Annotated in this window: 24 protein-coding genes; 9 read left to right on the top strand and 15 right to left on the bottom strand. The window is 46.5% G+C overall.

Going from position 1 to position 21,860, the window contains the following annotated elements:
- Positions 1–212 precede the first annotated feature (212 nt).
- Together dnaG and ACUVJL_RS13845 are read left to right on the top strand one after the other, a co-directional pair.
- Positions 213–2,240, top strand: a complete 2,028-nt coding sequence (dnaG, locus tag ACUVJL_RS13850; protein ID WP_445246377.1) for a DNA primase — start codon at positions 213–215, stop codon at positions 2,238–2,240.
- 24 nt (positions 2,241–2,264) lie between these two features.
- On the top strand, positions 2,265–2,633 hold the full coding sequence (locus tag ACUVJL_RS13845) for a hypothetical protein (protein WP_445246376.1): 369 nt from the start codon (positions 2,265–2,267) through the stop codon (positions 2,631–2,633).
- Positions 2,634–2,667: 34 nt separating this feature from the next.
- Here the strand turns inward: ACUVJL_RS13845 and ACUVJL_RS13840 are convergent, their stop codons facing one another.
- The 3 genes from ACUVJL_RS13840 to ACUVJL_RS13830 all read right to left on the bottom strand — a co-directional run bounded on the left by ACUVJL_RS13840 (position 2,668) and on the right by ACUVJL_RS13830 (position 5,015).
- On the bottom strand, positions 2,668–3,171 hold the full coding sequence (locus tag ACUVJL_RS13840) for an SET domain-containing protein-lysine N-methyltransferase (RefSeq protein WP_445246375.1): 504 nt from the start codon (positions 3,169–3,171) through the stop codon (positions 2,668–2,670).
- Between the two features lie 21 nt (positions 3,172–3,192).
- On the bottom strand, positions 3,193–4,194 hold the full coding sequence (locus tag ACUVJL_RS13835; protein ID WP_445246374.1) for a DMT family transporter: 1,002 nt from the start codon (positions 4,192–4,194) through the stop codon (positions 3,193–3,195).
- 299 nt (positions 4,195–4,493) lie between these two features.
- Positions 4,494–5,015: a pentapeptide repeat-containing protein gene (locus tag ACUVJL_RS13830; RefSeq protein ID WP_445176688.1), complete on the bottom strand. Its 522-nt coding sequence runs from the start codon at positions 5,013–5,015 to the stop codon at positions 4,494–4,496.
- A gap of 12 nt (positions 5,016–5,027) precedes the next feature.
- On the opposite strand from ACUVJL_RS13830, the gene ACUVJL_RS13825 reads away from it, so the two are divergent.
- Entirely contained in the window at positions 5,028–5,672 is a 645-nt protein-coding gene (locus ACUVJL_RS13825; protein ID WP_445246373.1) for a YraN family protein, read from the top strand.
- A gap of 222 nt (positions 5,673–5,894) precedes the next feature.
- On the opposite strand, the gene ACUVJL_RS13820 is transcribed toward ACUVJL_RS13825, so the two are convergent.
- The gene (locus tag ACUVJL_RS13820) at positions 5,895–6,284 is read right to left on the bottom strand and encodes a hypothetical protein (RefSeq protein ID WP_445246372.1); all 390 of its coding nucleotides are present in this window, start codon (positions 6,282–6,284) and stop codon (positions 5,895–5,897) included.
- Between the two features lie 147 nt (positions 6,285–6,431).
- On the opposite strand from ACUVJL_RS13820, the gene queA reads away from it, so the two are divergent.
- Complete coding sequence (queA, locus tag ACUVJL_RS13815; RefSeq protein ID WP_445246371.1) at positions 6,432–7,568, top strand: tRNA preQ1(34) S-adenosylmethionine ribosyltransferase-isomerase QueA; 1,137 nt, start codon at positions 6,432–6,434, stop codon at positions 7,566–7,568.
- Positions 7,569–7,751: 183 nt separating this feature from the next.
- On the opposite strand, the gene rpmF is transcribed toward queA, so the two are convergent.
- The 3 genes from rpmF to ACUVJL_RS13800 all read right to left on the bottom strand — a co-directional run bounded on the left by rpmF (position 7,752) and on the right by ACUVJL_RS13800 (position 8,939).
- Positions 7,752–7,925 (bottom strand): 50S ribosomal protein L32, encoded by a 174-nt coding sequence (gene rpmF / locus ACUVJL_RS13810; protein WP_006632406.1) that lies wholly within the window; start codon positions 7,923–7,925, stop codon positions 7,752–7,754.
- Positions 7,926–8,103: 178 nt separating this feature from the next.
- Positions 8,104–8,580: a TM2 domain-containing protein gene (locus ACUVJL_RS13805; protein ID WP_445246370.1), complete on the bottom strand. Its 477-nt coding sequence runs from the start codon at positions 8,578–8,580 to the stop codon at positions 8,104–8,106.
- A 122-nt stretch (positions 8,581–8,702) separates the two neighbouring features.
- A complete protein-coding gene (locus ACUVJL_RS13800) occupies positions 8,703–8,939 on the bottom strand; it encodes a hypothetical protein (protein WP_445246369.1) in 237 nt (78 codons plus the stop codon).
- 8 nt (positions 8,940–8,947) lie between these two features.
- Between ACUVJL_RS13800 and acsF the strand changes: the two genes are divergently transcribed.
- Positions 8,948–10,024 (top strand): magnesium-protoporphyrin IX monomethyl ester (oxidative) cyclase, encoded by a 1,077-nt coding sequence (gene acsF, locus ACUVJL_RS13795; protein WP_445246368.1) that lies wholly within the window; start codon positions 8,948–8,950, stop codon positions 10,022–10,024.
- Between the two features lie 255 nt (positions 10,025–10,279).
- Here acsF and ACUVJL_RS13790 read toward each other — a convergent pair whose 3' ends face one another.
- Together ACUVJL_RS13790 and ACUVJL_RS13785 are read right to left on the bottom strand one after the other, a co-directional pair.
- The gene (locus ACUVJL_RS13790) at positions 10,280–13,468 is read right to left on the bottom strand and encodes a CHAT domain-containing protein (RefSeq protein ID WP_445246367.1); all 3,189 of its coding nucleotides are present in this window, start codon (positions 13,466–13,468) and stop codon (positions 10,280–10,282) included.
- A 55-nt stretch (positions 13,469–13,523) separates the two neighbouring features.
- Entirely contained in the window at positions 13,524–13,661 is a 138-nt protein-coding gene (locus tag ACUVJL_RS13785; RefSeq protein ID WP_445246366.1) for a hypothetical protein, read from the bottom strand.
- Between the two features lie 87 nt (positions 13,662–13,748).
- On the opposite strand from ACUVJL_RS13785, the gene ACUVJL_RS13780 reads away from it, so the two are divergent.
- The gene (locus ACUVJL_RS13780; RefSeq protein WP_445246365.1) at positions 13,749–15,263 is read left to right on the top strand and encodes a dolichyl-phosphate-mannose--protein mannosyltransferase; all 1,515 of its coding nucleotides are present in this window, start codon (positions 13,749–13,751) and stop codon (positions 15,261–15,263) included.
- A 229-nt stretch (positions 15,264–15,492) separates the two neighbouring features.
- On the opposite strand, the gene trmB is transcribed toward ACUVJL_RS13780, so the two are convergent.
- The 4 genes from trmB to csaB all read right to left on the bottom strand — a co-directional run bounded on the left by trmB (position 15,493) and on the right by csaB (position 18,894).
- On the bottom strand, positions 15,493–16,125 hold the full coding sequence (trmB, locus tag ACUVJL_RS13775) for a tRNA (guanosine(46)-N7)-methyltransferase TrmB (RefSeq protein ID WP_445246364.1): 633 nt from the start codon (positions 16,123–16,125) through the stop codon (positions 15,493–15,495).
- Positions 16,126–16,287: 162 nt separating this feature from the next.
- Complete coding sequence (locus tag ACUVJL_RS13770) at positions 16,288–17,007, bottom strand: Uma2 family endonuclease (RefSeq protein ID WP_445246363.1); 720 nt, start codon at positions 17,005–17,007, stop codon at positions 16,288–16,290.
- 74 nt (positions 17,008–17,081) lie between these two features.
- Positions 17,082–17,834 (bottom strand): Uma2 family endonuclease, encoded by a 753-nt coding sequence (locus ACUVJL_RS13765; RefSeq protein WP_445246362.1) that lies wholly within the window; start codon positions 17,832–17,834, stop codon positions 17,082–17,084.
- A 13-nt stretch (positions 17,835–17,847) separates the two neighbouring features.
- A complete protein-coding gene (gene csaB, locus ACUVJL_RS13760; RefSeq protein ID WP_445246361.1) occupies positions 17,848–18,894 on the bottom strand; it encodes a polysaccharide pyruvyl transferase CsaB in 1,047 nt (348 codons plus the stop codon).
- Between the two features lie 282 nt (positions 18,895–19,176).
- On the opposite strand from csaB, the gene ACUVJL_RS13755 reads away from it, so the two are divergent.
- Together ACUVJL_RS13755 and ACUVJL_RS13750 are read left to right on the top strand one after the other, a co-directional pair.
- Positions 19,177–19,485, top strand: coding sequence for a DUF2499 domain-containing protein (locus ACUVJL_RS13755; RefSeq protein ID WP_445246360.1), 309 nt, complete (start codon positions 19,177–19,179; stop codon positions 19,483–19,485).
- A 23-nt stretch (positions 19,486–19,508) separates the two neighbouring features.
- Complete coding sequence (locus ACUVJL_RS13750; protein ID WP_445246359.1) at positions 19,509–19,928, top strand: lysozyme inhibitor LprI family protein; 420 nt, start codon at positions 19,509–19,511, stop codon at positions 19,926–19,928.
- A gap of 258 nt (positions 19,929–20,186) precedes the next feature.
- Here ACUVJL_RS13750 and ACUVJL_RS13745 read toward each other — a convergent pair whose 3' ends face one another.
- Together ACUVJL_RS13745 and ACUVJL_RS13740 are read right to left on the bottom strand one after the other, a co-directional pair.
- Complete coding sequence (locus ACUVJL_RS13745; RefSeq protein WP_445246358.1) at positions 20,187–20,453, bottom strand: hypothetical protein; 267 nt, start codon at positions 20,451–20,453, stop codon at positions 20,187–20,189.
- A 6-nt stretch (positions 20,454–20,459) separates the two neighbouring features.
- Positions 20,460–20,789 (bottom strand): hypothetical protein, encoded by a 330-nt coding sequence (locus tag ACUVJL_RS13740; RefSeq protein ID WP_445246357.1) that lies wholly within the window; start codon positions 20,787–20,789, stop codon positions 20,460–20,462.
- Between the two features lie 597 nt (positions 20,790–21,386).
- Between ACUVJL_RS13740 and ACUVJL_RS13735 the strand changes: the two genes are divergently transcribed.
- Positions 21,387–21,860, top strand: a 474-nt coding sequence (locus tag ACUVJL_RS13735; RefSeq protein ID WP_445246356.1) for a PHP domain-containing protein, incomplete at its 3' end; no start/stop codon positions are given.

The following is a 21,860-nucleotide window of genomic DNA, read 5'->3' as shown; positions in this document are numbered from 1 at the left end:
CCTTACAGTTAGTGTAAATATCTTACAATAAAGTTATGCCTTACGGAAAAACCGGATTTTTTAGAAAAAAACCTGGTGACAGCCATCAGCCATGGTATAAAAACCGGGAACGCTTGAGTTTTTGTGCGCCAGTCCGGAAAGTCAGTCAGGAGGCTTTACTAAAGTGCGATCGCTCAAAATAAACATAATTTTTATTAGCCTAAAATAGCCCTATGCAAGTTCCCCGGCTGCATCCAGAAACAATCGAAGAAGTCAAACAAAGAGCCGACATAGTAGACGTTATTTCCGGTCGCGTCGTGTTGCGAAAACGCGGCAAAGAATTCGTAGGTTTGTGTCCCTTTCACGACGAAAAATCTCCCAGCTTTACAGTCAGCCCAGGCAAACAAATGTACTATTGTTTCGGCTGCGGTGCAGGTGGCAATGCTTTTAAGTTTCTCATGGAATTGGAGAAACGCCCTTTCAGCGAAGTAGTATTAGAATTAGCTAAAAATTATCAAGTCCCCGTCAAAACAGTCGAACCGGAACACCGACAAGAATTGCAGCGCCAAATTTCTCTGCGGGAACAACTGTATGAAATCTCAGCACTAACAGCCAAGTTTTACGAACACGCTTTGCGGCAAACCCAAGGAGAAGAACCCTTAGCATATCTCAAATCAGAGCGCAAGCTGGGCGAAGAAACTATCCAACAATTTCAATTAGGTTATGCACCCCAAGGTTGGGAAGCACTTTACACTTATTTGGTAGAACAGAAAAACTATCCGGCGCAATTAGTAGAACAAGCTGGATTAATTGTACCGCGCAAATCAGGAGGCAGCGGCTATTACGATCGCTTCCGCAATCGCATTATGATTCCCATTCGCGATACCCAAGGCAGAGTCATCGGTTTCGGCGGCAGAGCTCTCGGCGACGAACAGCCGAAATATCTCAATTCTCCCGAAACAGAACTCTTCGATAAAGGCAAAACTTTATTTGCCTTAGATACAGCCAAAATAGCCATTAGCAAAGCCGATCGAGCAGTGGTTGTAGAGGGGTATTTTGACGCGATCGCACTTCATGCCGCCGGCATCTCCAACGCCGTCGCTTCCCTCGGCACAGCCTTAAGTTTAAACCAAGTGCGGCAGTTATTGCGCTACACTGACTCCAAACAAATTATCCTCAACTTCGACGCCGACAAAGCAGGAACTCAAGCAGCAGAACGCGCGATTGGAGAAATAGAAAAACTCGCTTATCAAGGAGAAGTGCAACTGCGGGTGCTCAACATTCCAGACGGCAAAGATGCCGACGAATACCTCAAAACATACTCCCCAGAACAATATCGAGAATTGCTCGAAAATGCTCCGTTGTGGATCGACTGGCAACTGCAACAAATGCTTGTCAATCAAGATTTGAAGCAAGCCGATACTTCCCAGCAAGTCACCAAAAAAATTATAAAATTATTAACTAACATCACTGACGACAATCAGCTAGCACATTATTTGCAAAAAAGCGCCGAAATTCTCAGCAAAGGAGATTTTCGACTCACAAAAATGCTCGCTGAAAACTTGCTCAATCAAGTAGTCAGCGATTGGGCAAAGCGGCAGAGTCAAGACGAATCATTGACAATGCCCCTATTAATTAGAAACAAGCTGAAGCCGACCAAACAATATAAAAAGCAGCGTGCAAGCGGCGAAAACCAAAGCTCTAAATCAAGCTTATCTGCCGTAGCCCGCAGTCTTTTAGAAGAAGCAGAAGCGCAATTATTGCAGATTTATTTGCACTGTCCCGAATACCGCCAAGATGTCAGAGAAGCAATAGAAGCTAGAGACGTGCAGTTTAGCCTTTCTCACCACAGATTTTTGTGGCACCAGATTGTGAATGCAGAAATATTGCACAAAATGTCTTTACAAGTAGCGCCTGCTGAGTTAATATTGAAATTGCAAGATAGCTTCATTGAATATCCCAATCAACTCAATCAAATCTCGCATTTATTTCACTTAAACGAGTTCTCAGAAAGAAACGTTTATCGCGCACCTCTAGTAATTAGATCGGCCCTCGCCTGTATCGAGCAAATTATCAGTATAAAGCGGCGCCGGATTGCCCTCAATATGTGGGAAAAAGCTAAGACCGCTAGCAGTGGCGAAGAGGCTATAGAATATCACAAACTATTCTGTGCCGAACAAGAATGGCTCAAGGAATTAGAGCGGCTGCGTCAAGTTAATTTTTACGATTTAACATCCCTACCTTGGAGTGGGAATTTCTAGGAGTTAAGGACTTTAGTCCCTACTATGAACCAAAATCAGGTACGAACGAAACCGCCAGAAGATGGAAATGGAAGCAAACTTAGATGGGATATGCGATCGCCATTAGCATTGTTGTTGTTCGAGGATGACGAGTGGTTAGATCCTTGGGAGTCTGGTTCGGTGGTTGTCCAGGTTTTGTCTGCCACTCCGGCGAAACGGAAAACTTCAACAAAGCGTACTTTGGAGAAGTTTCCCGTTTTAAGTTTTCGGATGTTAGTGACTAATTTATCGACGATCGCTAAAAATCGAGTGCAGCCTAAACTAGCGGGTGTTTCAGTTAGTTTCGACCTGACGACGGCAACTCCTTTACAGCAGAAAGCCTTCGATTTGCTGGCGGTTTCGCTGACATTCTAGTCATGTATCCGGCGGGGGCTAAAGCCCGATCGCCCTACTGAATGGGGGCAATACTAGGAACTTTAAGAGCACGGGGGGGAAGTTCCGTTTCAGGTGCCCTTACTCTGAGGTAATCGGCGATAAACTCACCATACGTTTTCCTGATTTCGTCAGGGAGAAATTTATATCCAAGGATCTTCGATCGACATTCGGTGGAGCCACAACAACATTTGGGAATGTCAATGAAACTGTACTCTGTTGTAGAGTAATCCCAGGTAATCTCGCTTCCAGAAGGAATATCAACCAAGGCCACGAAATCGTAGGCTCCGAATTGATTATTCCGAACCCCTGTGTTTGGGCTACAAGAATGATTGATCAATAATCCCGGTTCATCTATTTCTATATGCAGGTCAAAGTCCATCTGAATGGAGTGAGTAGTTCTTTCGGGCAAGATATCGACTCGGCGTCCAACCACGACAGTCTCACCTTTACGGAAGCCTCGGTTGGCAAAAACGCCTCTACCTTTCTCTGTTTGCTGGATGAAAATATCGAAACCCATTTTCCTCACTCTTAATACCAATTACAAATCTAATTCTAATTCCACGAGGTTACTCTGAAGCGACACTGGAGCGTTAATTGGCTCAGTATCCGAATCTGGCAGCGCTGCGACTATCGACTCGTTAACCTGGATTTCGCCATTGTGCTCAGTGTCCTGAGATTTGCTTTGACCAAAAACCATTGCCACCACTACAAGAACTGCGCCTATCACACCGCGTATTCCAAGTTTCTCTCCCAGTAGTAGAAACGAGAAAACCGCTGCGAAAATCGGATCTAGCGTATAAATTAGCGCCGTCTGGTAAGCGTTAACCCATCGTTGAGCTAATACTTGAAGCACAATCGTAGCAGCAGTATCAAATAAGCCAATATATAAAAGAATACCCAGATTCGCGCCAATTGCCTCCTGTTGTGCAAGCAGATCGGGAGCGGCCCAGATTAAAGAAAATATTGTTATCACCCAAAGCTGGATCGCGGCGAGTGGCAAAATGGGGTGGCGCAACGTGGTGGACTCAAGCTTAAGAGTGTAGATCGAGTAGAGGAAGGCGTTGCCCAAGATCAACACATCGCCGATCACTAGCTGTTCACTCTCCCAACACATCACCCCAATGCCAAAGATGGCAATTCCTGCGGCGAGGAAAGTTTTTGGGAACACCTGCCTACCTAGCAGTTGCCCTAGCAGAGGTACTAGGATGACGTTGAAGCTGGCAATGAATGCAGCACGATCTGCAGAAGTCGTCTCAAGGGCAACGGTTTGGAGGACTGATGCAGGAAACAGTATGAGTGATAAGAAGACTCCATCCCGTAGCAGGGAAAAATTCAGGAAGCGTAAATAGGGGGTAAACGGCAACGCTGCTATTACGTAGCGGGTTGCAAATATTGCAGAAGGAGAAAGACTGCTGAGAGCTCCCTTGATAACCGGATAGCTCGTACCCCAAATTAGGGTGACGACAAGCAATACTGCTATACCCCAAGCATGGAGAGTGTTTGGCGATCTTTGAGAACCACTATTTAATTCTGTAGTCATTGAAGTAGCCTAATCGATTAGCAATTGAACTAAATTCCGTTAGTTAACCGTAAAGAGGTTGACTAGAGTAAGAAATATCAATATTTTCAAGTCGAATGCAGCCTAAACTAGCAGGTGTTGCAGTTAGTTTCGACCTGAGGACGCCAACTCGTTTACAGCATAAAGCCTTCGATTTTCTGGGGGTTCCCCTGAAATTGTAGTCATGTATCGGGCCGTGGCTCAAGCCCGATCGCCCTACTGCCAGAGAGTTTACATGGAACTTACCCCGCACGCGGGGTAAGTTGGGTTTAATTAGCCTTTTAATAGTCGCAAAAAAGAGTTTCGCGAGTATCTCTACCTGTCACCGGATTAGTACCTTTTGCCACTTTACAAAGTTTTTCTATCATATCGTCTCGCAGCAGTGTCTCTGTAAAATCAGCACCGTCAATGACAGCTCCTTCCAGCCTGGTATTGTAAGCAAAAGCACCCTCAAGGATAGCATTAGTTAAATTTGCTTTCATCATGCGAGCTAAATCTAAAGTAGCACCCGTGAAATTAGCGCCTTCAAAATTTGCCTCTTCCATATTGGCTGCAAAAAAGCTGACGCCCCGCAAATCTGCATTAGTAAAATTGCTGTTGCGAAGATTAGCTTTATTAAAACTGTCGTCAGTCAGAACTTGTCCACTAAAATCAGCGCCGACTAGGATTTCTTTGTCGTGATCCAAAGCGAAAGCCGGTGCGGGATTAATGCCGATCGCCCCAGCGGCAATTACTGCTAAAATAACAAAACTCAGCAAGAAAGTATAAATATTTTTGCGATGTTGGCGAATTCGAGAATTCATAAGTTAAACCTAATGGGCAGCCGTGACAGTTCAGAATTGAATTCTACCAGAAAGCGCGATCGCCCGTTAGCGAAAGCGTTGCGATCCGAAGGAAAGCCCTCGAAGAGGATAGCGACGGCCCACTCCAATTCCCCCCAATCCCCAAACTCTCGGGATATCGGCACATTGGGAGAACACTTAGTCGCCGAGTGGTTACAGCAGCAAGGCTGGGAAATCTTGCACCGACAGTGGCGCTGTCGCTGGGGAGAGATTGACATCATCGCACTCGGAAGAGAGGAAGAAAGCGAAATCAACAGAGGTAACGAAAATTCCCCATTCCCCATGCCCCATTCCCCATGCCCCATTCCCCATTCCCAAACATTAGCATTTGTAGAGGTAAAAACTCGCCGCCGGGGAAATTGGGATGCTGGTGGAATGCTCGCTGTTAATACCACAAAACAAGCCAAACTTTGGCAAACAGCCGAAATATTTTTAAGCACTCGTCCAGATTTAGCACATAATTCTTGTCGCTTTGATGTCGCCCTAGTCAGGTGCGAGCCTTCACGGCCAAAGACTAAGCAAATATTACCGTTAACTGCTGCAAACTCTCAATCCGCCCTTGCAGAAAACTACCACCTTACCCTGCAAGAATACATTCGATCGGCTTTCAGCAATTAAAAATATCTCATTAAAAATTAGAGGGTAAAATCACAAAGCAATGCCACTCGCTAATTTTTAATTGTTAACTTGCCATTGCCCTCGCGCCTTTCTTTCTTCCTGTTTAACCGACGAGAAAAAAGCGTGAAATCTTCTCCCTCTCTCGCCTTCTCCCTCTCTCCTCGTCTCCCCTTCTCTCCGTCTTCACCTCTGCCATAACAGTTAATTTATCTGGTACGCAGTCTAGGCGAGAGTTTCCGGGCAATATCCCAGGCCCTTGACAAACTGCTGGCGAAACGCTTCAATTTCCTTGCGGTCAGGCCTGCCGTGACAAACCACGGCCACCTGGTAGCGACGCATCACGCTCAGCGGGGACTGTCCCGTTTCCAAACTCCAAAGTGCCATTTGCAAGCGAATTTCAGGATCGTAAGGAATCCCGAGTTCGTTCATAAAAGCCCGAAAATCGCCGTGCATTTCTGGAGTTAAATATTGGCTCATTTTCACCTTCACCACCCAGCCGTCAATTTGGTGAATAACAGTGATAAATTGCAAGGGAAGATGATGAGCCGTGCGCAGGTAATCCACGACTCTCAGAGTAAGGCTAGTATTGGCGATGTAGTAGAGGTATTCCATAACGATCCTTGGAGCAAAGCTGATGCTATACCTCTATCATGGCGGTCTATACCCGCCACCACAAGGGGAAAAGCACCCGACTTTGGATGGGGGTTTTTACCCAATTTGTTACCCAGTTAACAGATCGATCGTACAGGAATTCACTCGATGACAGAGATTGACTGGTCTTTGGACGGCTACAACTACGAACTTCCCCCCTCCCGCATTGCCCAAAATCCCGTAGTGCCGAGGGACAGTTCTCGCTTGCTGGCTGTAGATTCTCCCAGCAGCCAGCAACACCGGATTTTCCGGGATTTGCCAGATTTGCTGAACCCGGGAGACTTGCTGGTACTGAATAACACCCGCGTGCTGCCAGCGAGGCTCTACGGGCGCAAACCCAACGGCCCGGCTGTGGAGATATTGTTGATGGAAGAACGGCAGCACAACTGCTGGCTGGCTTTGGTTAAACCCGGGAAACGCTTAAAGTTGGGCTCACAAATTCAGTTTGAGCCGATCGCCCCAGCAAGTGAGGACGCCGCTGCAGGTCCTTGTTGTTGCCTTCCCAAAGCGGAGGTACTCGATCGTCGATTGACTGCGACAGTTATCGCCAGGGACGACGCAACAGGAGGGCGGCTGCTGGAGTTTGACATCCCCACCGATGCGAGTCTGGCGAAGTTTTTGGACGAATACGGCCACGTACCCCTGCCGCCCTACATCGACAATTCCCAAGCTGCGCCGGAACAGTACCAGACTGTTTATGCCGATCGACCCGGGGCGATCGCAGCCCCCACCGCCGGCTTGCACTTCACCGAAGAATTGTTCAGTCGCTTGCAGCAGCGGGGAATCGAAAAAACTTTTGTCACCCTACACGTGGGAGTAGGGACGTTTCGCCCGGTGGAGGTGGCTGACGTGACGGCTCACCAAATGCACGGCGAATGGGTGGAAGTACCCCCCGCCACCGTCGATAAAATCCGCGAAACTCAAGCCAGAGGCGGGCGCATCTTTGCTGTGGGTACAACAGCAGTGCGAGCTTTAGAGGGAGCCGCTGCGGCGAGCGGCGATTTTTCCTTGCAGCCTTTTTGCGGCCGGACCAATTTGTTTATCTACCCTGGTTACAAGTGGCGGGTTGTAGAGGGGATGATTACCAATTTTCACTTGCCGCGCTCTACTTTGATGATGATGGTAAGTGCGATGATTGGAAGGCCTCGGCTGTTGGATTTGTACCGAGAGGCGATCGACCATCAGTACCGCTTTTATTCCTTTGGCGATGCCATGCTGATTTTACCAACAGCAAAAATCGATTGACAAGCGAATTTCAAAGGTGGTACCCGCCACGTGATTTATCCGTGGAATCAATCCCAAATCGAAAATCGAAAATCCTCAAGCCCCCGCATTTATCCGTGGGGTCAATCTAAAATCTAAAATCTAAAATCTAAAATCGATTGACCGATCGGGCATCGGGTTCGCCCAATGCCCAGTATTTCGTTTCTATTCTTCCTCCTCTTCTTCATTGCCGGGATACACGAAGCTGTTGGAACGCCCAGTCAGAACTGATTTACCCAGGGACAGAGCTTTCTGAGCTGCCACTACAGCTTTGCGCTTCCAGGTTGCCTTGCGCATATTCTTCTTGGATTTGGAGGTTTTCTTCTTAGGGACTGCCATGACGCTAAATACTTTCGGATTATATAGACAAACAAACATTCTAGCCGATTTTGCCAGCAAAGCTTACTCGAAAAACGGCAACAACTGTTCGGCCAGCAATATCAAGTAGTAGGGTGCGGAGCGCGATTAGCCTCTCCATCCACAGAAAAAATCCCCGATTCTGAGGCACCCGCACCAGCTAAAGTTCATGAAAGTGGTACATCACGACGCCAGTTACTGAATCGTTCTCGATACTGACATAACCCGTTTTCAGCATTGCCGTAAAAGCCTCTTCCACTTCGGCAAAAGTAGCGCCGGTTGCCATCACCCCTTGGGTGACAGATAATCTTCCGTTCTTGGTATAAGCTGCCTTCAGGAGTTTAACCCCTAACTGGTCGGGAGTTTGCTTGGGGTATGTCGCGGCGATCGCCCCGCTGACGGGATATAGCGGTATACCTTCGCGAGATACGCCGAGTTTGCCCCTGAGACTGGCATTGTGTTCGTCCACCATGTTGGGGAGCAGCAGCAAGTCAAACAATTGCCCGAACCCAAACAAACCAAAGGTAAACAGCCACAGTAAACCAGTACCAATCTTGCCGTTGTAGAGGCGGTGGAGTCCGAATGGGCCTACAAAACAAGCTGCCCATAAAAGGTAACTAACACCCAAATTGCTCATTTTCTGACCGTCCTGCTTGGTTATTCTAACGATTGGACTCGCTAATTATATTTTGTACTTTCTATTTAGCGTTTGAACAGTTTGACACCAGCAGATATTTGTGCATTGTCCGAAGTTATTGGTTATTTACTACCAATTCCCCAATTCCCCATGCCCCATGCCCCATGCCCCATGCCCCATGCCCATGAGTAATTCTGCGTAGCAATTCTTAACGCCAGCAATATATTTCCAGGGTCGAGAGCTTGGTAAAGTATAACGAGGCCGATCGCGCGGCCGGCCGTTAACCAAGAGACAGGGGCGATCGCTCGCCCTCGGTAACCGACAACAGAAACAAGCGAGTAGTTATAAGCAGAACTCAAATAAACATATGGTAGATTCCCTCAAAAAACCGACTTTTGAAGAACTGCGGCCGGGAGTGAAAGCCCCAGCCAAAGAAACTATTCTCACGCCGAGATTTTACACAACAGACTTTGACGAGATGGCCAAAATGGACATCTCGGTAAATGAAGCTGAACTGCAAGCAATTATTAAAGAATTTCGCGTTGACTACAACCGCAACCACTTCGTGCGGGATGCCGAGTTCGAGCAATCTTGGGAACACATCGACGGCGAAAAGCGCCAATTGTTCATTGAATTCCTAGAACGCTCTTGCACCGCTGAGTTTTCTGGCTTCTTGCTTTACAAAGAGTTGGCACGCAAGCTCAAGGATAAAAATCCAGTGCTGGCAGAAGGTTTCTTGCTGATGTCCCGCGACGAAGCGCGGCACGCCGGATTCCTCAACAAAGCTCTCTCGGACTTTAATTTGTCCCTGGATTTGGGTTTCTTGACAAAGAGCCGCAGTTACACATTCTTTAAGCCGAAGTTTATTTTCTACGCGACTTACTTGTCGGAAAAAATCGGTTATTGGCGCTACATCACGATTTACCAGCACTTAAAAGCCCATCCTGAAGACCAGATTTATCCGATTTTCCGATTCTTTGAAAATTGGTGCCAGGATGAAAACCGCCACGGAGATTTCTTTGATGCGGTGATGAGAGCTCAGCCTCAGATGTTGAATGATTGGCGCGCTAAGCTTTGGTGCCGTTTCTTCTTGCTGTCGGTGTTCGCGACAATGTATCTCAATGATATCCAGCGCGCCGGTTTTTATCGATCGCTCGGACTCGATGCTCGCGAATACGACATCGAAGTGATTAAAAAGACCAACGAAACAGCAGGCCGCGTATTCCCCGTCATGCTGGACGTGAACAATCCCGAGTTTTACGAACGGCTGGATGTTTGCCTCAAGAACAATCAGAAGTTGACTGCAATTGTTGCTTCTAATACTCCGAAATTCTTGCAGTTCTTCCAAAAATTGCCTTTGTATCTGTCGAACGGCTGGCAATTAGTGAAGCTGTACTTCATGAAAACAATTGAATCACCTTCTGTACAGGGCGCTGTGCGTTAAGTTTTGATTTTTCATCCTCTGTGACGGCGGTTCTGCGACAAGCGGAGCCGCTTTTTTTATAATTGCTTTTTTCTGGTCGGAAGAATTAGTATTATTGAACCGCGAAGACGCGAAGGGCACGAAGAAAGAAGGATGAAGGATGAAGGAAGACGGTTGACTGTTGGCTGTTGTTGATGGCAAGCCCGATGCCCGATGCCCGTATAGGTTTTATCAGCAATTAATCGGACTTGATATCATAACTGTTTTTCCTAAAATTTATCGCCATTCGCCCTGAAGCGTAAAAGCCGCCCAATAATAGGGAGACTTCCACTTTTCCTGCTGCCACATTTCCAGTTGTGCCGCCCTCAATGCTGCCGCTGGCGTTAACCCTTTTTGCAGCATTCCCTGATAGAAACTCGACATTAAGGTAGCCGTTCCTTCATCGTCCACAGTCCACAAACTCACCACGACTCGCTGAGCCCCTGCATACATAAATCCCCGTGTCAATCCTACCAAGCCCTCGCCTTGAATGTTCTGCCCCATTCCGGTTTGACAGGCACTTAACACTACTAAATCGGCTGCTAATTTGAGATTGAAAATATCAGTAATTCGCAGGAATCCGTTTAAAGCTTTGCCCTTTTCATCTACCAGCGACATGACGATTCCCGACAGTTCCGGGTGAGCGCTATTGGCGAAACCGTGAGTGGCAAAATGAATGATTTTATATTGGCTTAAATTTGGGTTAGTTGCTGTGGCGCGACTGGCGGCAAAATCCAAGGATTCAGTGCGAGAATTAGCCGGGAATAACCCTTGAATAATTTGAGCTTCTTTGCGAGTAAAGTTTAAACGTTTAAACTGTCCGTTATTGTCGCCTCTGGAGCGACTTAAACCGGGATTGGCTGCTTCTACCGCTTGCTGAGTGGTGGCTGAAGAAGAATTTTTAACTCGTTCATCGTTAGCGCTAAAAACAGGATCGGCGAGTATTGCTAAACTCCGATTAGGAGGTTGTCTGTCATTGTAGTTTTGTCTTAATATTCCCAAGGTGGAAACAGAAGGCAGCAGCACGATTTCATGGTCTACTATTAAAGGCGGATTCCGATTTTCACCGGACTTGACCGGGAGCGAAAGGGCGGCAAAGGGAAGATAATTCAAAACGCCATCGCCAACAATCAGCAGGCGCTTTTGACCGAGTTGGGCAGCAACGGGCTGTAAGATAATTTGACTGATAGCATCGTTGGCTTGGGCGACTTGATTGGGGTTGTCTCGGGAACTTGGAGCGGTGACAGCATCGCGAAAGTTTTTGGCAATTGTCTCGATGTCGGCAGCTTTTGGTAATTCATAACTGGTGATGCTGGTTTTAGTCACAGCCCACAGATAGCTACGATCTTTCCCTAAAGAATACTGGAGTAAAATTGTATTCTCATCGAGGATTTGTTGTTGAATTTGTGCCAGGGTTAGGGGTTGCGGTTGGGTGAGGGCGGCGTAACGGGGGCTGGTGGTGCGGATTTGTGTTTGAATGTCCTGATATTGTGCTATTAAAGTTTGCCGCTGTTTTTCTAATTCTGCTTCTTGGGCGGGAGTGTGGTTTGGGCGATTGAGAACTTCGATTCGCTGTTTTTCAAGGGCATCAAGTTGCTGTTGTAAACTGCGTTCCTGTTGCAATAATTCTGGGGCGACACCTTGGCGAATATCGGCGTTTGCTTCTTGCAGAAGTTCGAGGAGGCTGCGGGCGCGGGAACGTTCGCTGGCTTCAAAAGCTTTGGTATCATAACCAGAATAGAATGGCGTTTTGTGCAGTTGCATTAACAGGTCAATGTATGACTGGTAATAGTCCTGTACGGTGGCAAAGTAAGAGGTGCGGAGTTCGGGGCTGGCAATTTTGGTGCGGAGGTCTTCAACAATTTTGAGAGCCGCTTCAATATTAGTGAGAGCTTCAGTAAAATTGCCTCGATCGCGTTTGGCATAAGCGATGTTGGTGAGGGTGCGAGCTTCCTGTATGCGATCGCCTACAGCCCGACTCAGGGGAAGGGACTGGCTGTAATACTCTAGGGCTTTCTGTTTTTCTCCCCCATCATAGTAGACAGCGCCGATGTTGTTGAGGGTGGTAGCTTCGCCAGTGCGATCGCCTACAGCCCGAAACAGGGGAAGGGACTGGCTGTAATAATCTAAGGCTTTCTGCTTTTCTCCCAATTCTGAGTAGACACTGCCGATGTTGGTGAGGGTGCTCGCTTCCCCAGGGCGATCGCCTACTGCCCGACTCAGGGACAGGGACTGGCTGTAATACTCTAGGGCTTTCTGTTTTTCTCCTAAATCTGAGTATACTTTGCCGATGTTGTTGAGGGTGACAGCTTCCTTTCTGCGATCGCCCACTACCCGAAACAGGGGAAGGGACTGGCTGTAATACTCTAGCGCTTTCTGTTTTTCTCCCAAAGCATCGTAGACAAAGCCGATGTTGGTGAGAGTGAAAGCTTCCCCACTGCGATTGCCCTCGGCCCGACTCAGGGGAAGGGACTGGCTGTAATACTCTAGGGCTTTCTGTTGTTCTCCCAATTCTGAGTAGACTAGGCCGATATTGTTGAGGGTAATGGCTTCTCCACTGCGATCGCCTACTGCCCGTTTCAGGGGAAGGGACTGGTTGTAATACTCTAGCGCTTTCTGCTTTTCTCCTAAATCTGAGTAGATTAAGCCGATGTTGTTGAGGGTGACACCTTCCTTTGTGCGATCGCCTACAGCCTGAAACAGGGGAAGGGACTGGCTTAAATACTCTAGCGCTTTCTGTTTTTCTCCCCATTCATAGTAGACAGTGGCAATGCTTTTGAGGGCGGTAGCCTCCCCAGTGCGATCGCCTACTGCCCGAAACAGGGGAAGGGACTGGCTGTAATACTCTAGCGCTTTCTGTTTTTCTCCTAAATCTGAGTACACAGCGCCGATGTTGTTGAGGGTGAGAGCTTCCGTACTGCGAGCGCCTACAGCCCGTATCAGGGGAAGGGACTGGCTGTAATACTCTAGGGCTTTCTGTTTTTCTCCCAATTCATCGTAGACTAAGCCGATGTTGTTGAGGGTGACGGCTTCCCCACGGCGATCGCCTACAGCCCGACTCAGGGTCAGGGACTGGCTGTAATACTCTAGCGCTTTCTGTTTTTCTCCCAAAGCTGAGTAGACAGCGCCGATCCAGGTTAGGGTGCGAGCTTCCCCACGGCGATCGCCCGCTTCTCGATACAGCTTTAAGGCTTCTTCCCATTTGGCGATCGCTTTTCTTAAAGATTCCGCCGTCCCCTGCTTGAACAGTTGGAGTCCTTCTGTAAAGGCTCTTTCAGCAGCCGCCGCAGGATTTCCCCCATACTGCTGCGATACCCCTTGACTAATTTTAATCGCGCTGGGTGCAGCCACCGCCGGGACTCCTAGCCAAATCAGAGCACTTACAGCGAGTCCGTAACGCCCCCAAACCCAAAGCGTAAGATTCATAAATACCTGCTCAAAGAAGACCTTGTTAACCGGTATCATAGTCGATCGCAGCTTGTCAGGTGCGCTTGGACCGACTGCGTGCCGATTGCGTCGGGTGCATATTGTGCGATCGCACCCGCCGCTGCACGTAGTGCCGCATCCTCCAAGGGCGATCGGCCGCATTGGGTTTGCCTCCGCGAAGGTTAAAAGTCATAATTGCAATTTTTACGCTATTCTCAACTCAGTATTTTTAAATTAGCGATCGTCCCCAAATCTAGGATGTACTATTTTCTGATGTTTTATGAACCCCAATAAAAAACACTCTCACAAATCAATTTTTGTTTTTGCCCTGGGAATGCTCGGTGTGTTCCTCTTGTCCTTAACTCTACGCTTTTGGCAACTAGAGAGATTTAACACTTTAGTATTTGACGAGGTTTATTACGCTAAATTTGCCAACGATTATCTCACCAAAACTCCCTTTTTCAACGCTCACCCGCCTCTGAGCCAGTACATAATTGCGATCGGCATTTGGATCGGCACTCACCTTCCCTTCGGAAAAACAGCCGTCAACAGTATGGCTGGCTCCCTGCTTTCCCCTTGGGATTACCGCTGGCTGAATGCTCTCACAGGTTCCTTTATTCCCCTAGTTGTGGGAGCCCTAGCTTATCAGCTAGTTCGGCGCCACAGTTACGCTTTTCTTGCTACTTTGTTTGCCGCCTGCGACGGTCTATTTTTAGTTGAATCTCGCTACGCACTGAACAACATTTATCTAGTTTTATTTGGGATTTTAGGTCAGTTATTTCTTTTAAAATCCGTAGAAGCCAAAGGAAAAAAGCGCTGGCTTTGGCTCGTACTAGCCGGGATTGGTTTCGGCGCCTCTGCGGCTATCAAATGGAACGGATTGTGGTTTCTTCTCGGTACTTATCTAATTTTAATCTGTGCTTGGGCAGTTCGTTTAATCCAGGGAAAAAAAGGAGATAAAGAACACAGCCGCGAGGTAAATTCTGCTCTAATTCCTCCCGAAAGTCCCGTACAAAAACTGACTCAACTTAATTTTATAGAAGTAGGTTTAACTCTAGCTGTCATTCCTATTTTAGTTTACAGCCTATCCTGGATTCCTCACCTGCATCTCAATCCAACTCCCAATTTCTGGCAGATGCAAACGGAAATTTTGACTTATCACCAGCGGATTAAAAGCGGCCCAGATGTGCATCCTTACTGTTCCACGTGGTACAGTTGGCCTTTGATGCTGCGCCCCATAGTTTACTTCTACAAAACTGCTAGCAACAATGCACAACCAGATCCGGTTTTGCCGCCTTTACCTGAAGGTGCAACTAAGACAATTTTTGACGTTCACGCAATGGGAAATCCCTTCCTTTGGTGGCTGTCAACCTTAGCTTTACTGCTAGTAATAGGAGTTTTAGTTCACCGGATTTTGGTGTGGCTGCAAACGCGCAGCGAGGCTTCTGTTGACACGATAGAACAGCAGCGGCCGATTTTGTTTCCGCCGACTGCTGAAATGTGGCTGGCGTTATATTTAATAGTTAATTGGGCCGCTAATTTGCTGCCTTGGATGAAGGTGACTCGCTGCATATTTTTGTACCATTATATGGGCTGTTCTGTGTTTGCAGCCTTAGCCCTTGCTTGGTGGACAGACAGGTGGCTGCACAGCCCTCAAACTCGACTCCGAGGGATGGGGGTAACAATTATTTTTCTGGTTTTGGGTGCTTTTATTTTCTGGATGCCTATCTATTTGGGACTGCCTTTGTCGCAAATGGAATGGAAAATTAGGATGTGGCTGGCGTCTTGGGTTTAAGTTAGAAATAATTCTTTTATTAACGGGTTCTCCGGCTTCACAAGAAAATTAAGTTTCGTGGAACAGGCATCTTGCCTGTTCCTAACAAAGAATAATTCTTTTATTAACGGGCTCTCCGGCTTCACAAGAAAATTAAGTTTTGTGGAACAGGCATCTTGCCTGTTCCTAACAAAGGTGCAAGATGTAAGTTATAACATTTATTACTAAGCTGATTTTGCCAAAGCGAGCATTATTTTTGATAGAGTGCTCGATAAACTGGTTCGCCCCGTTTCAGAGTAGCAATTTCTCTTTCAGTAGCAACAGGTAGGGGATTTTCTGCTAGCCAGTTGTCGCCGTTTTGACGTTGAAAACTAGGGTGAGATGAAAAGCGATCGCACATTTCCCTTTCTACTTCCTCAATATCTGACTGAATAAAAACTTCGCCGCCAATTCCCAGATAAATTGCCAATTCATTAACTAATTCCTGCTGCACCACCCGCCGTTTGTGGTGCTTTTTCTTGAACCACGGATCGGGAAATTGAATGCTAACTCGCTGCAAAGTGCCAGCGGGAAAAGTTTCTAAAATCGGCTTCAGGGAACTATTCGCATTACAAAACAAATAGTGCAAATTTGTCAAGGCTTTTTCGTCGCGCCAAAGATTCGCCTCCTCTACCAGAGGTTCCCGAATTTCTAATCCAAGAAAATTCCAGTCAGTTTGTACTTGCGCCATGTGCCACAAAAACCGTCCTCTGCCGCAGCCGATATCTAAATGCAGCGGTAAATTTAAGTCGGCATAGATTTTAGTCCAATCCGGGGGACTAGCAGATGCTTGATATCTAATTGATAGGGGATTGACGTGTTCCCGCACTCTTACTCTTGCCAATTTTGCTGTCTCCTGAATGTTGTAACTTTGAACCGCTGATGAAGGCAGATTAACGGGGATTTACGCAGATAAATATTGATTTTGGCGATGCTGTTCCCTACTTTTAAATTAATGAGCAATCTTAAATTGCAGAGGGACAATTTTAAATTGCTCATTATTGCATTAGGCCTCTGGTTCCATACCTGCTGCTCTTAATTGTGCAGCTAGTCGATCGCCCCGCTGCCGTTCCCTTTCTACCATTTCTGCTCCCCACAATAACATCTCTCCGCTTTCATCCCACCACCGCAACCAATATCCGGTTCTTTCGGCTTTTGCTCCCTGCCAAACACCGAGAAATAACCCGACTCCGGCAATCCAATAACGATTATTTGCATCGGGTTGCTGTTTTTTATAGTCTGCTGGTGAATTCAAATGATATACTTTTAAAGCTCCGATCGCAGGTTGAAAAATTACATAGATTGGGGCTTGCAATATTTGTTCGTAAAAATGCCATTTTCCGGGGAGATAAGTTGGTTTGGCAGAATATTCATCCTGATAACTAGGAGGATTATCTGGCAAAAACTCCATGACAATTGCCGGAATGTCTCCTTCTAGGTTGGGGGTATAACTGCGGCGAATTTCTCGTTCGGGAAGGGGCTGTACGTTGGTGGCATAAAACAGATCGGGAGTTTTTATAACTAGCTTATCGTTGAAAGTTACACAAATCCCCAGATGAGGCGCAACTAATGTTCCCTCCAAAATTAGCCCCGCAATTTCTAAGCTTTCCCGTAAGGCGGCGGCGAGCAAAGGCTGGTCGATATCTTGCAGGGGGTACTCGTCTAAAATGAAATCTTTGGGCAATTTTTCCCAGGATATTTTGAATTTCATTGGATTGAATGTCATGGTATTTTACCTCTTAGTAAGAATGCGGTGGAACTGCTGGCAATAATTTTCGATCGAATAGCATCGCCTATTTTTTAAGCTTCGGGTTCAATGCCTAATGCTCTTAATTGTGCGGCCAATATGGACGATCGTTCTCGTTCTTGTTCGGCTTGCTGTTGAGCGATTACTCTTTCTTGCCTTTCTCTTTCTACCATTTCTGCACCCCACAATAACATCTGGCCGCTTTCATCCCACCACCGCAACCAATATCCGGTTCTTTCGGCTTTTGTGCCATACCAAACACCCAGAAATAATCCAACTCCAGGAATCCAATAACGGCCGTTTGGATCGGGGTGCTGTGATTGATACTTTCCTGATGAATTCAACTGGTTAATTTCTACCCTTCCTGTGGCAGGTTGAAATATTGCATAAGTTGGCACTCGCAATATTTGCTCGTAAAAATACCATTTTCCGGGGGGATAATCTTGTATTTGAGAATATTCTTCGTTGGCAGTAGCTGATAAAAATTCCATGACGATCGCCGGAATGTCTCCTTCTAAATTGGGAGTGTAACTGCGGCGAATTTCTGGATTTTCCAGCGGCTGTACGTTGCGGGCATAAAACCAATCTGGAGCTTTGATAACTAGCTTGCTGTCTACTGTCGCACAAATCCCCATATTTGGGGCAATTAATATTCCTGCTACTATTAGCCCCGCGATTTCTAAGATTTCTCGCAAGGCCGCAGCGAGCAAGGGTTGGTCGATATTTTCCACAGGTTCCTCGTCTAAAATGAAGTCGTCTGGCAATTTTTCCCAGGTAATTTTTAAGTCGGCTGTACTGGCTGTCACGGTATTTTACCTCTTACGGAGACTGCTGGAGTGCGGTTTGCAATAGTTCGCGGTGAAAGAGCGATCGCTCTACTATAAATTTTATCCTGTCTGGCGATAAGGCATCGCCGTTAGCATAGTGTTCGATCCAGGTTTTGCTGATTAAATAAGGATCGTCTGGCAATTCTGATAATAAGTATCCCGGCATTTCTAGCTCTTCCATTAACTGGCTGACTTTGGGATCGTAGCTGAGGGCAAAACAGCGGCATTCTTCGGATGCTGCCATAATTAAACTGTGGTAGCGCATCCCGATCGCCATTTCGACTCCCCGGAATACTCCTTTCAATTTTCTCGGATCGTCTAAACTGAGGATGCGGCTCCTTTTGGGCAGGGCTTCGTGCAAATGTTGGGCAATGTCTAAGTCGCGAGACGCTTGAAAAGGCAGCAGCAAAATTAAGGTGCGAGTTGCTTTTTGAAAGTCAACTAAAGCTTGAGTTAAGATTGACAAACGGGCGGGAGTTAGTGTAGAGTGAGAACGCAAACAAACAGCAACTCTGGGCGCTGGTAAATCCCACAAGCCCGACACGGGAGAATTCTCCAAAGCCCACACCGGATCGGGCGCTAAAGTAAAGGGAATTTGCCAATCTGCAAGTAAAGTAGCTGAACCTTTATCCCGCACGCTGACGGCGGTGCATCCAGCAAAACAGCGCTGAGATAACTTGCGAGTGATTTCGCGCTTCAAAGGCCCAATTCCCTGAGCCCAGGCAACGGTTTTTAAGCCCATCCGCTGCGCTATTCCCATCAAACCCCCATAATAGAAAGGGCTCACAATGCTAGTAGCGTCTTGGATTAAACTGCCGCCGCCCCAGATTAGGGCGTCGGATGTGCGGAGTGCTTCGAGAACTTGAAAGGCATTCATGCGATCGCGCGCAGCTACCCCGTATCGCTGATTTGTCTCGACAGGATTGCCAGACAGGACGATCGGCGTCACGCCATCTGGTAACATTTGCAGTAGCGATGCCAACAGCGCCTCGTCGCCGCCGTTGCCTTTACCGTAATAGCCGCACAAAATTGCTCGCATTTCTACTCTTTTCTTTGTTTGTGATGGGGAATCTAACTATTTTAGATTTTAGATTTTAGATTTTAGATTTTTTTTGAGATTTGAGATTTGAAATTTGATACTACCACCAAAAAAATGCTACTGTCAGCAAGCTTCAAGGCTTTACGTCATCAGTCAGCTAAAATCGCAAATCTCATAAAATCTCAAATCGCTAATCTAAAATTGTATGACGCATCATACTTTATATGACAGTTGCGTAAGTCCCGATCGATAAATCTTTCATCTTCGTTCACCATACAAAAAATGCACGCTTTGTCAATTCCCACCTGGATTATTCACGTCTCTAGCGTCGTCGAGTGGATTGCCGCCATCTGGTTAATTTGGACTTACGGCGAAGTCACTCAAAACCGAGCTTGGTGGGCCCTTTCCGCCGGAATGCTGCCCGCTCTCGTCAGCGCTATGTGTGCCTGTACATGGCACTATTTTGACAACTCCCCAGCCCTAGAATGGATGGTTACCCTGCAAGCGGCGATGACTCTCATCGGCAATTTTACTCTGTGGGCGGCGGCTTGGTGGATTTGGCGATCGGCTCAGCCAGCCGAAAAAATTTAAATATTAAAAAAGGGAGAAACTAATTGAAAAATAGCACTATTTGCGTAAAATTTGCGGCAAGTTTGCTTTTGTTGACAGCCGGATTTTTGCTTCCCAGCAAAGCCAGCAACATTCCCGTACAAGTCGCCCAACAGCCTGACTGCAAAAATCCTCAAACAACGCTAGACATGAATGTCTGTTCCACTCAAGAGTTTCAGGCCGCAGACAGTAAGCTCAATCAAGTATATCAGCAACTGCAAGCAAAAATCAGCAGTAGACAAAAGCAGAAATTGACTGCGGCACAGCGTACTTGGATCAAATTTCGAGATGAAAATTGTGATTATGCAAAAGGGCAGTTTGAAGGCGGTACTTTGGCTGCTTCTACCTACGGTTACTGCCGGGCCAGAGTGACACAAGAACGGATTAAAGATTTGGAAGGTTATTTGGAACAAGCAAATTTGTAAAAGTTCGATCGATATTTAGGGAGGTGGGCACTGTGCACCCTACGATATGGAACTGTTTTTTTTTGCACTTACCTAGTTAGCGATAGAATTAGTAGCAATTAAACCTGCCTCAATCAACAATTGATCGAGACTGTCAACAAGCCCATCAAGACATTGTAAAATTTGGCGATCGCCCGCAGGTAAGGAAACAGAATTAGTTAGACTGTGAATCTGGCTCTCCAAATCTTCCGGCAATTTTGAACACAAAGCTGTTGCCCTTTATACCAGGCGCTTTTCGCCCGGATGAGGGATAGAATTAATAGCAAAAACAATATCAAAATAACTGCCTAAAAAAGCGGCTGTTCGATGGATAATACTTACTGAATCGCGGCGCAAAACAGCGGATTCTAGCTGGTGGCGAAATGAAAAAATCTGGTGGCGCAAAATCGGATAATTTTTGGCAATTATCGCTTGACGGAGTTGTTCTGGATAAGGTCGATCGACATTGACTTGAAATTGCTGAAACCAACCGTCTCTGTCATACAATGATACTCAGGTCAGAATGTTCCACCAAAAACAGGTTGAATAACCTACTGATGCTTGATATTTGACCAGGACGCGATCGAGTTCTTCTTCGATCCATTCGGGCTGGCGGTACATAATATCTATACCGCAGCCAGTGTTAATATCTATCCACTCGTCCCCGGGTTCCCAAAATTGATTGTTGATTGCGATGCGATCGGAAAATTGTATCGCTATAGCCTCCCGTATGTCAACAGGAATTTCCTCTTTAACATATACGTAAAAATTAAAATCCGACGACTCATCCGTAACTATAGTGGTTCGAGAACCTGCTAAAACGACGGCTACAACTTGAGGCAAACTGCTAAACTGCTCGCCTATAGTTTGAGCCAGTGGGGGAATTTCTTCGAGAGCTAGTTGATAATTGTGAGCATTTAATTACCTTGTTTTGTACTTAAAAAAATACAGCAAATGCTTAACTCTAGCACCAACATTTTAACGCCTAACTTTGAACAGGTAACTCAACAATTGATAATTGTTAACAAATACGGCGGAGGCGAACTGATGCGCTGCTAGATCAGAACTCCAACCCAAACCAGCTCAAAAGTGATAAGCTGTCGCGCATTTAAATTGCATATTCGGGGCGGGCGGGACGCCCACCCCACAAGAGTTTTATTGTTTTTTGACATACAATTTAAATCCCGAACAGCTTATAAAGCTTTGTTTTAGATTTTACGCTTTGACACGCCAATGGTGTAGAATCTAAAATCTAAAATCTAAAATCTAAAATCCCTAAGTTTTTTCTGAGGGTGGCGAACTGATGCGCTGCTACATTAGACCCCCCAACCCAAACCAGCTCAAGAGTGATATAAAGCTTTGTTTGAGATTTTACGCTTTGACACGCCAATGGTGTAGAATCTAAAATCTAAAATCTAAAATCTAAAATCTAAAATCCCTATGTCCTTCGTTGGTTTGCACATTCACAGCGATTATAGCCTGCTGGACGGGGCGTCTCAGCTACAGCAGCTCGCAGAACGGGCGGTGGAATTGGGGATGCCCGCGATCGCCCTTACAGACCACGGGGTGATGTACGGGGCGATCGAGCTAATCAAAGTTTGCCGAAATAAAAATATTAAGCCAATTATTGGCAATGAAATGTATGTCGTCAACGGCGACATTGAAGTAAAAGTTCGAGGTAGAAGAAAATACCATCAAGTTGTTTTAGCTAAAAATACCCAAGGTTATAAAAACCTCGTCAAACTAACCACAATTTCCCACTTAAAGGGAATGCCAGAAAGAGGTATTTTTGCCCGCCCCTGCATCAACAAAGAACTACTAAAACAATACTCCGAAGGTTTAATTGTTACCAGTGCTTGTTTGGGCGGCGAAGTTCCCCAAATGATTCTGCAAAACAAGCTAGATACTGCCCGT

Origin of the sequence: Microcoleus sp. OTE_8_concoct_300 (assembly GCF_031383065.1) — a bacterium.
Lineage (GTDB): Bacteria > Cyanobacteriota > Cyanobacteriia > Cyanobacteriales > Microcoleaceae > Microcoleus.
This window is presented reverse-complemented; position numbering and strand designations above follow the sequence as displayed.

Bases quoted from the DNA above. Each gene is read 5' to 3' on its own strand.
- dnaG (WP_445246377.1), top strand. From the start codon at position 213: ATGCAAGTTCCCCGGCTGCATCCAGAAACAATCGAAGAAGTCAAACAA.
- ACUVJL_RS13845 (WP_445246376.1), top strand. From the start codon at position 2,265: ATGAACCAAAATCAGGTACGAACGAAACCGCCAGAAGATGGAAATGGA.
- ACUVJL_RS13840 (WP_445246375.1), bottom strand. From the start codon at position 3,171: ATGGGTTTCGATATTTTCATCCAGCAAACAGAGAAAGGTAGAGGCGTT.
- ACUVJL_RS13835 (WP_445246374.1), bottom strand. From the start codon at position 4,194: ATGACTACAGAATTAAATAGTGGTTCTCAAAGATCGCCAAACACTCTC.
- ACUVJL_RS13830 (WP_445176688.1), bottom strand. From the start codon at position 5,015: ATGAATTCTCGAATTCGCCAACATCGCAAAAATATTTATACTTTCTTG.
- ACUVJL_RS13825 (WP_445246373.1), top strand. From the start codon at position 5,028: ATGGGCAGCCGTGACAGTTCAGAATTGAATTCTACCAGAAAGCGCGAT.
- ACUVJL_RS13820 (WP_445246372.1), bottom strand. From the start codon at position 6,284: ATGGAATACCTCTACTACATCGCCAATACTAGCCTTACTCTGAGAGTC.
- queA (WP_445246371.1), top strand. From the start codon at position 6,432: ATGACAGAGATTGACTGGTCTTTGGACGGCTACAACTACGAACTTCCC.
- rpmF (WP_006632406.1), bottom strand. From the start codon at position 7,925: ATGGCAGTCCCTAAGAAGAAAACCTCCAAATCCAAGAAGAATATGCGC.
- ACUVJL_RS13805 (WP_445246370.1), bottom strand. From the start codon at position 8,580: ATGAGCAATTTGGGTGTTAGTTACCTTTTATGGGCAGCTTGTTTTGTA.
- acsF (WP_445246368.1), top strand. From the start codon at position 8,948: ATGGTAGATTCCCTCAAAAAACCGACTTTTGAAGAACTGCGGCCGGGA.
- ACUVJL_RS13790 (WP_445246367.1), bottom strand. From the start codon at position 13,468: ATGAATCTTACGCTTTGGGTTTGGGGGCGTTACGGACTCGCTGTAAGT.
- ACUVJL_RS13785 (WP_445246366.1), bottom strand. From the start codon at position 13,661: ATGACTTTTAACCTTCGCGGAGGCAAACCCAATGCGGCCGATCGCCCT.
- ACUVJL_RS13780 (WP_445246365.1), top strand. From the start codon at position 13,749: ATGAACCCCAATAAAAAACACTCTCACAAATCAATTTTTGTTTTTGCC.
- ACUVJL_RS13770 (WP_445246363.1), bottom strand. From the start codon at position 17,007: ATGACATTCAATCCAATGAAATTCAAAATATCCTGGGAAAAATTGCCC.
- csaB (WP_445246361.1), bottom strand. From the start codon at position 18,894: ATGCGAGCAATTTTGTGCGGCTATTACGGTAAAGGCAACGGCGGCGAC.
- ACUVJL_RS13755 (WP_445246360.1), top strand. From the start codon at position 19,177: ATGCACGCTTTGTCAATTCCCACCTGGATTATTCACGTCTCTAGCGTC.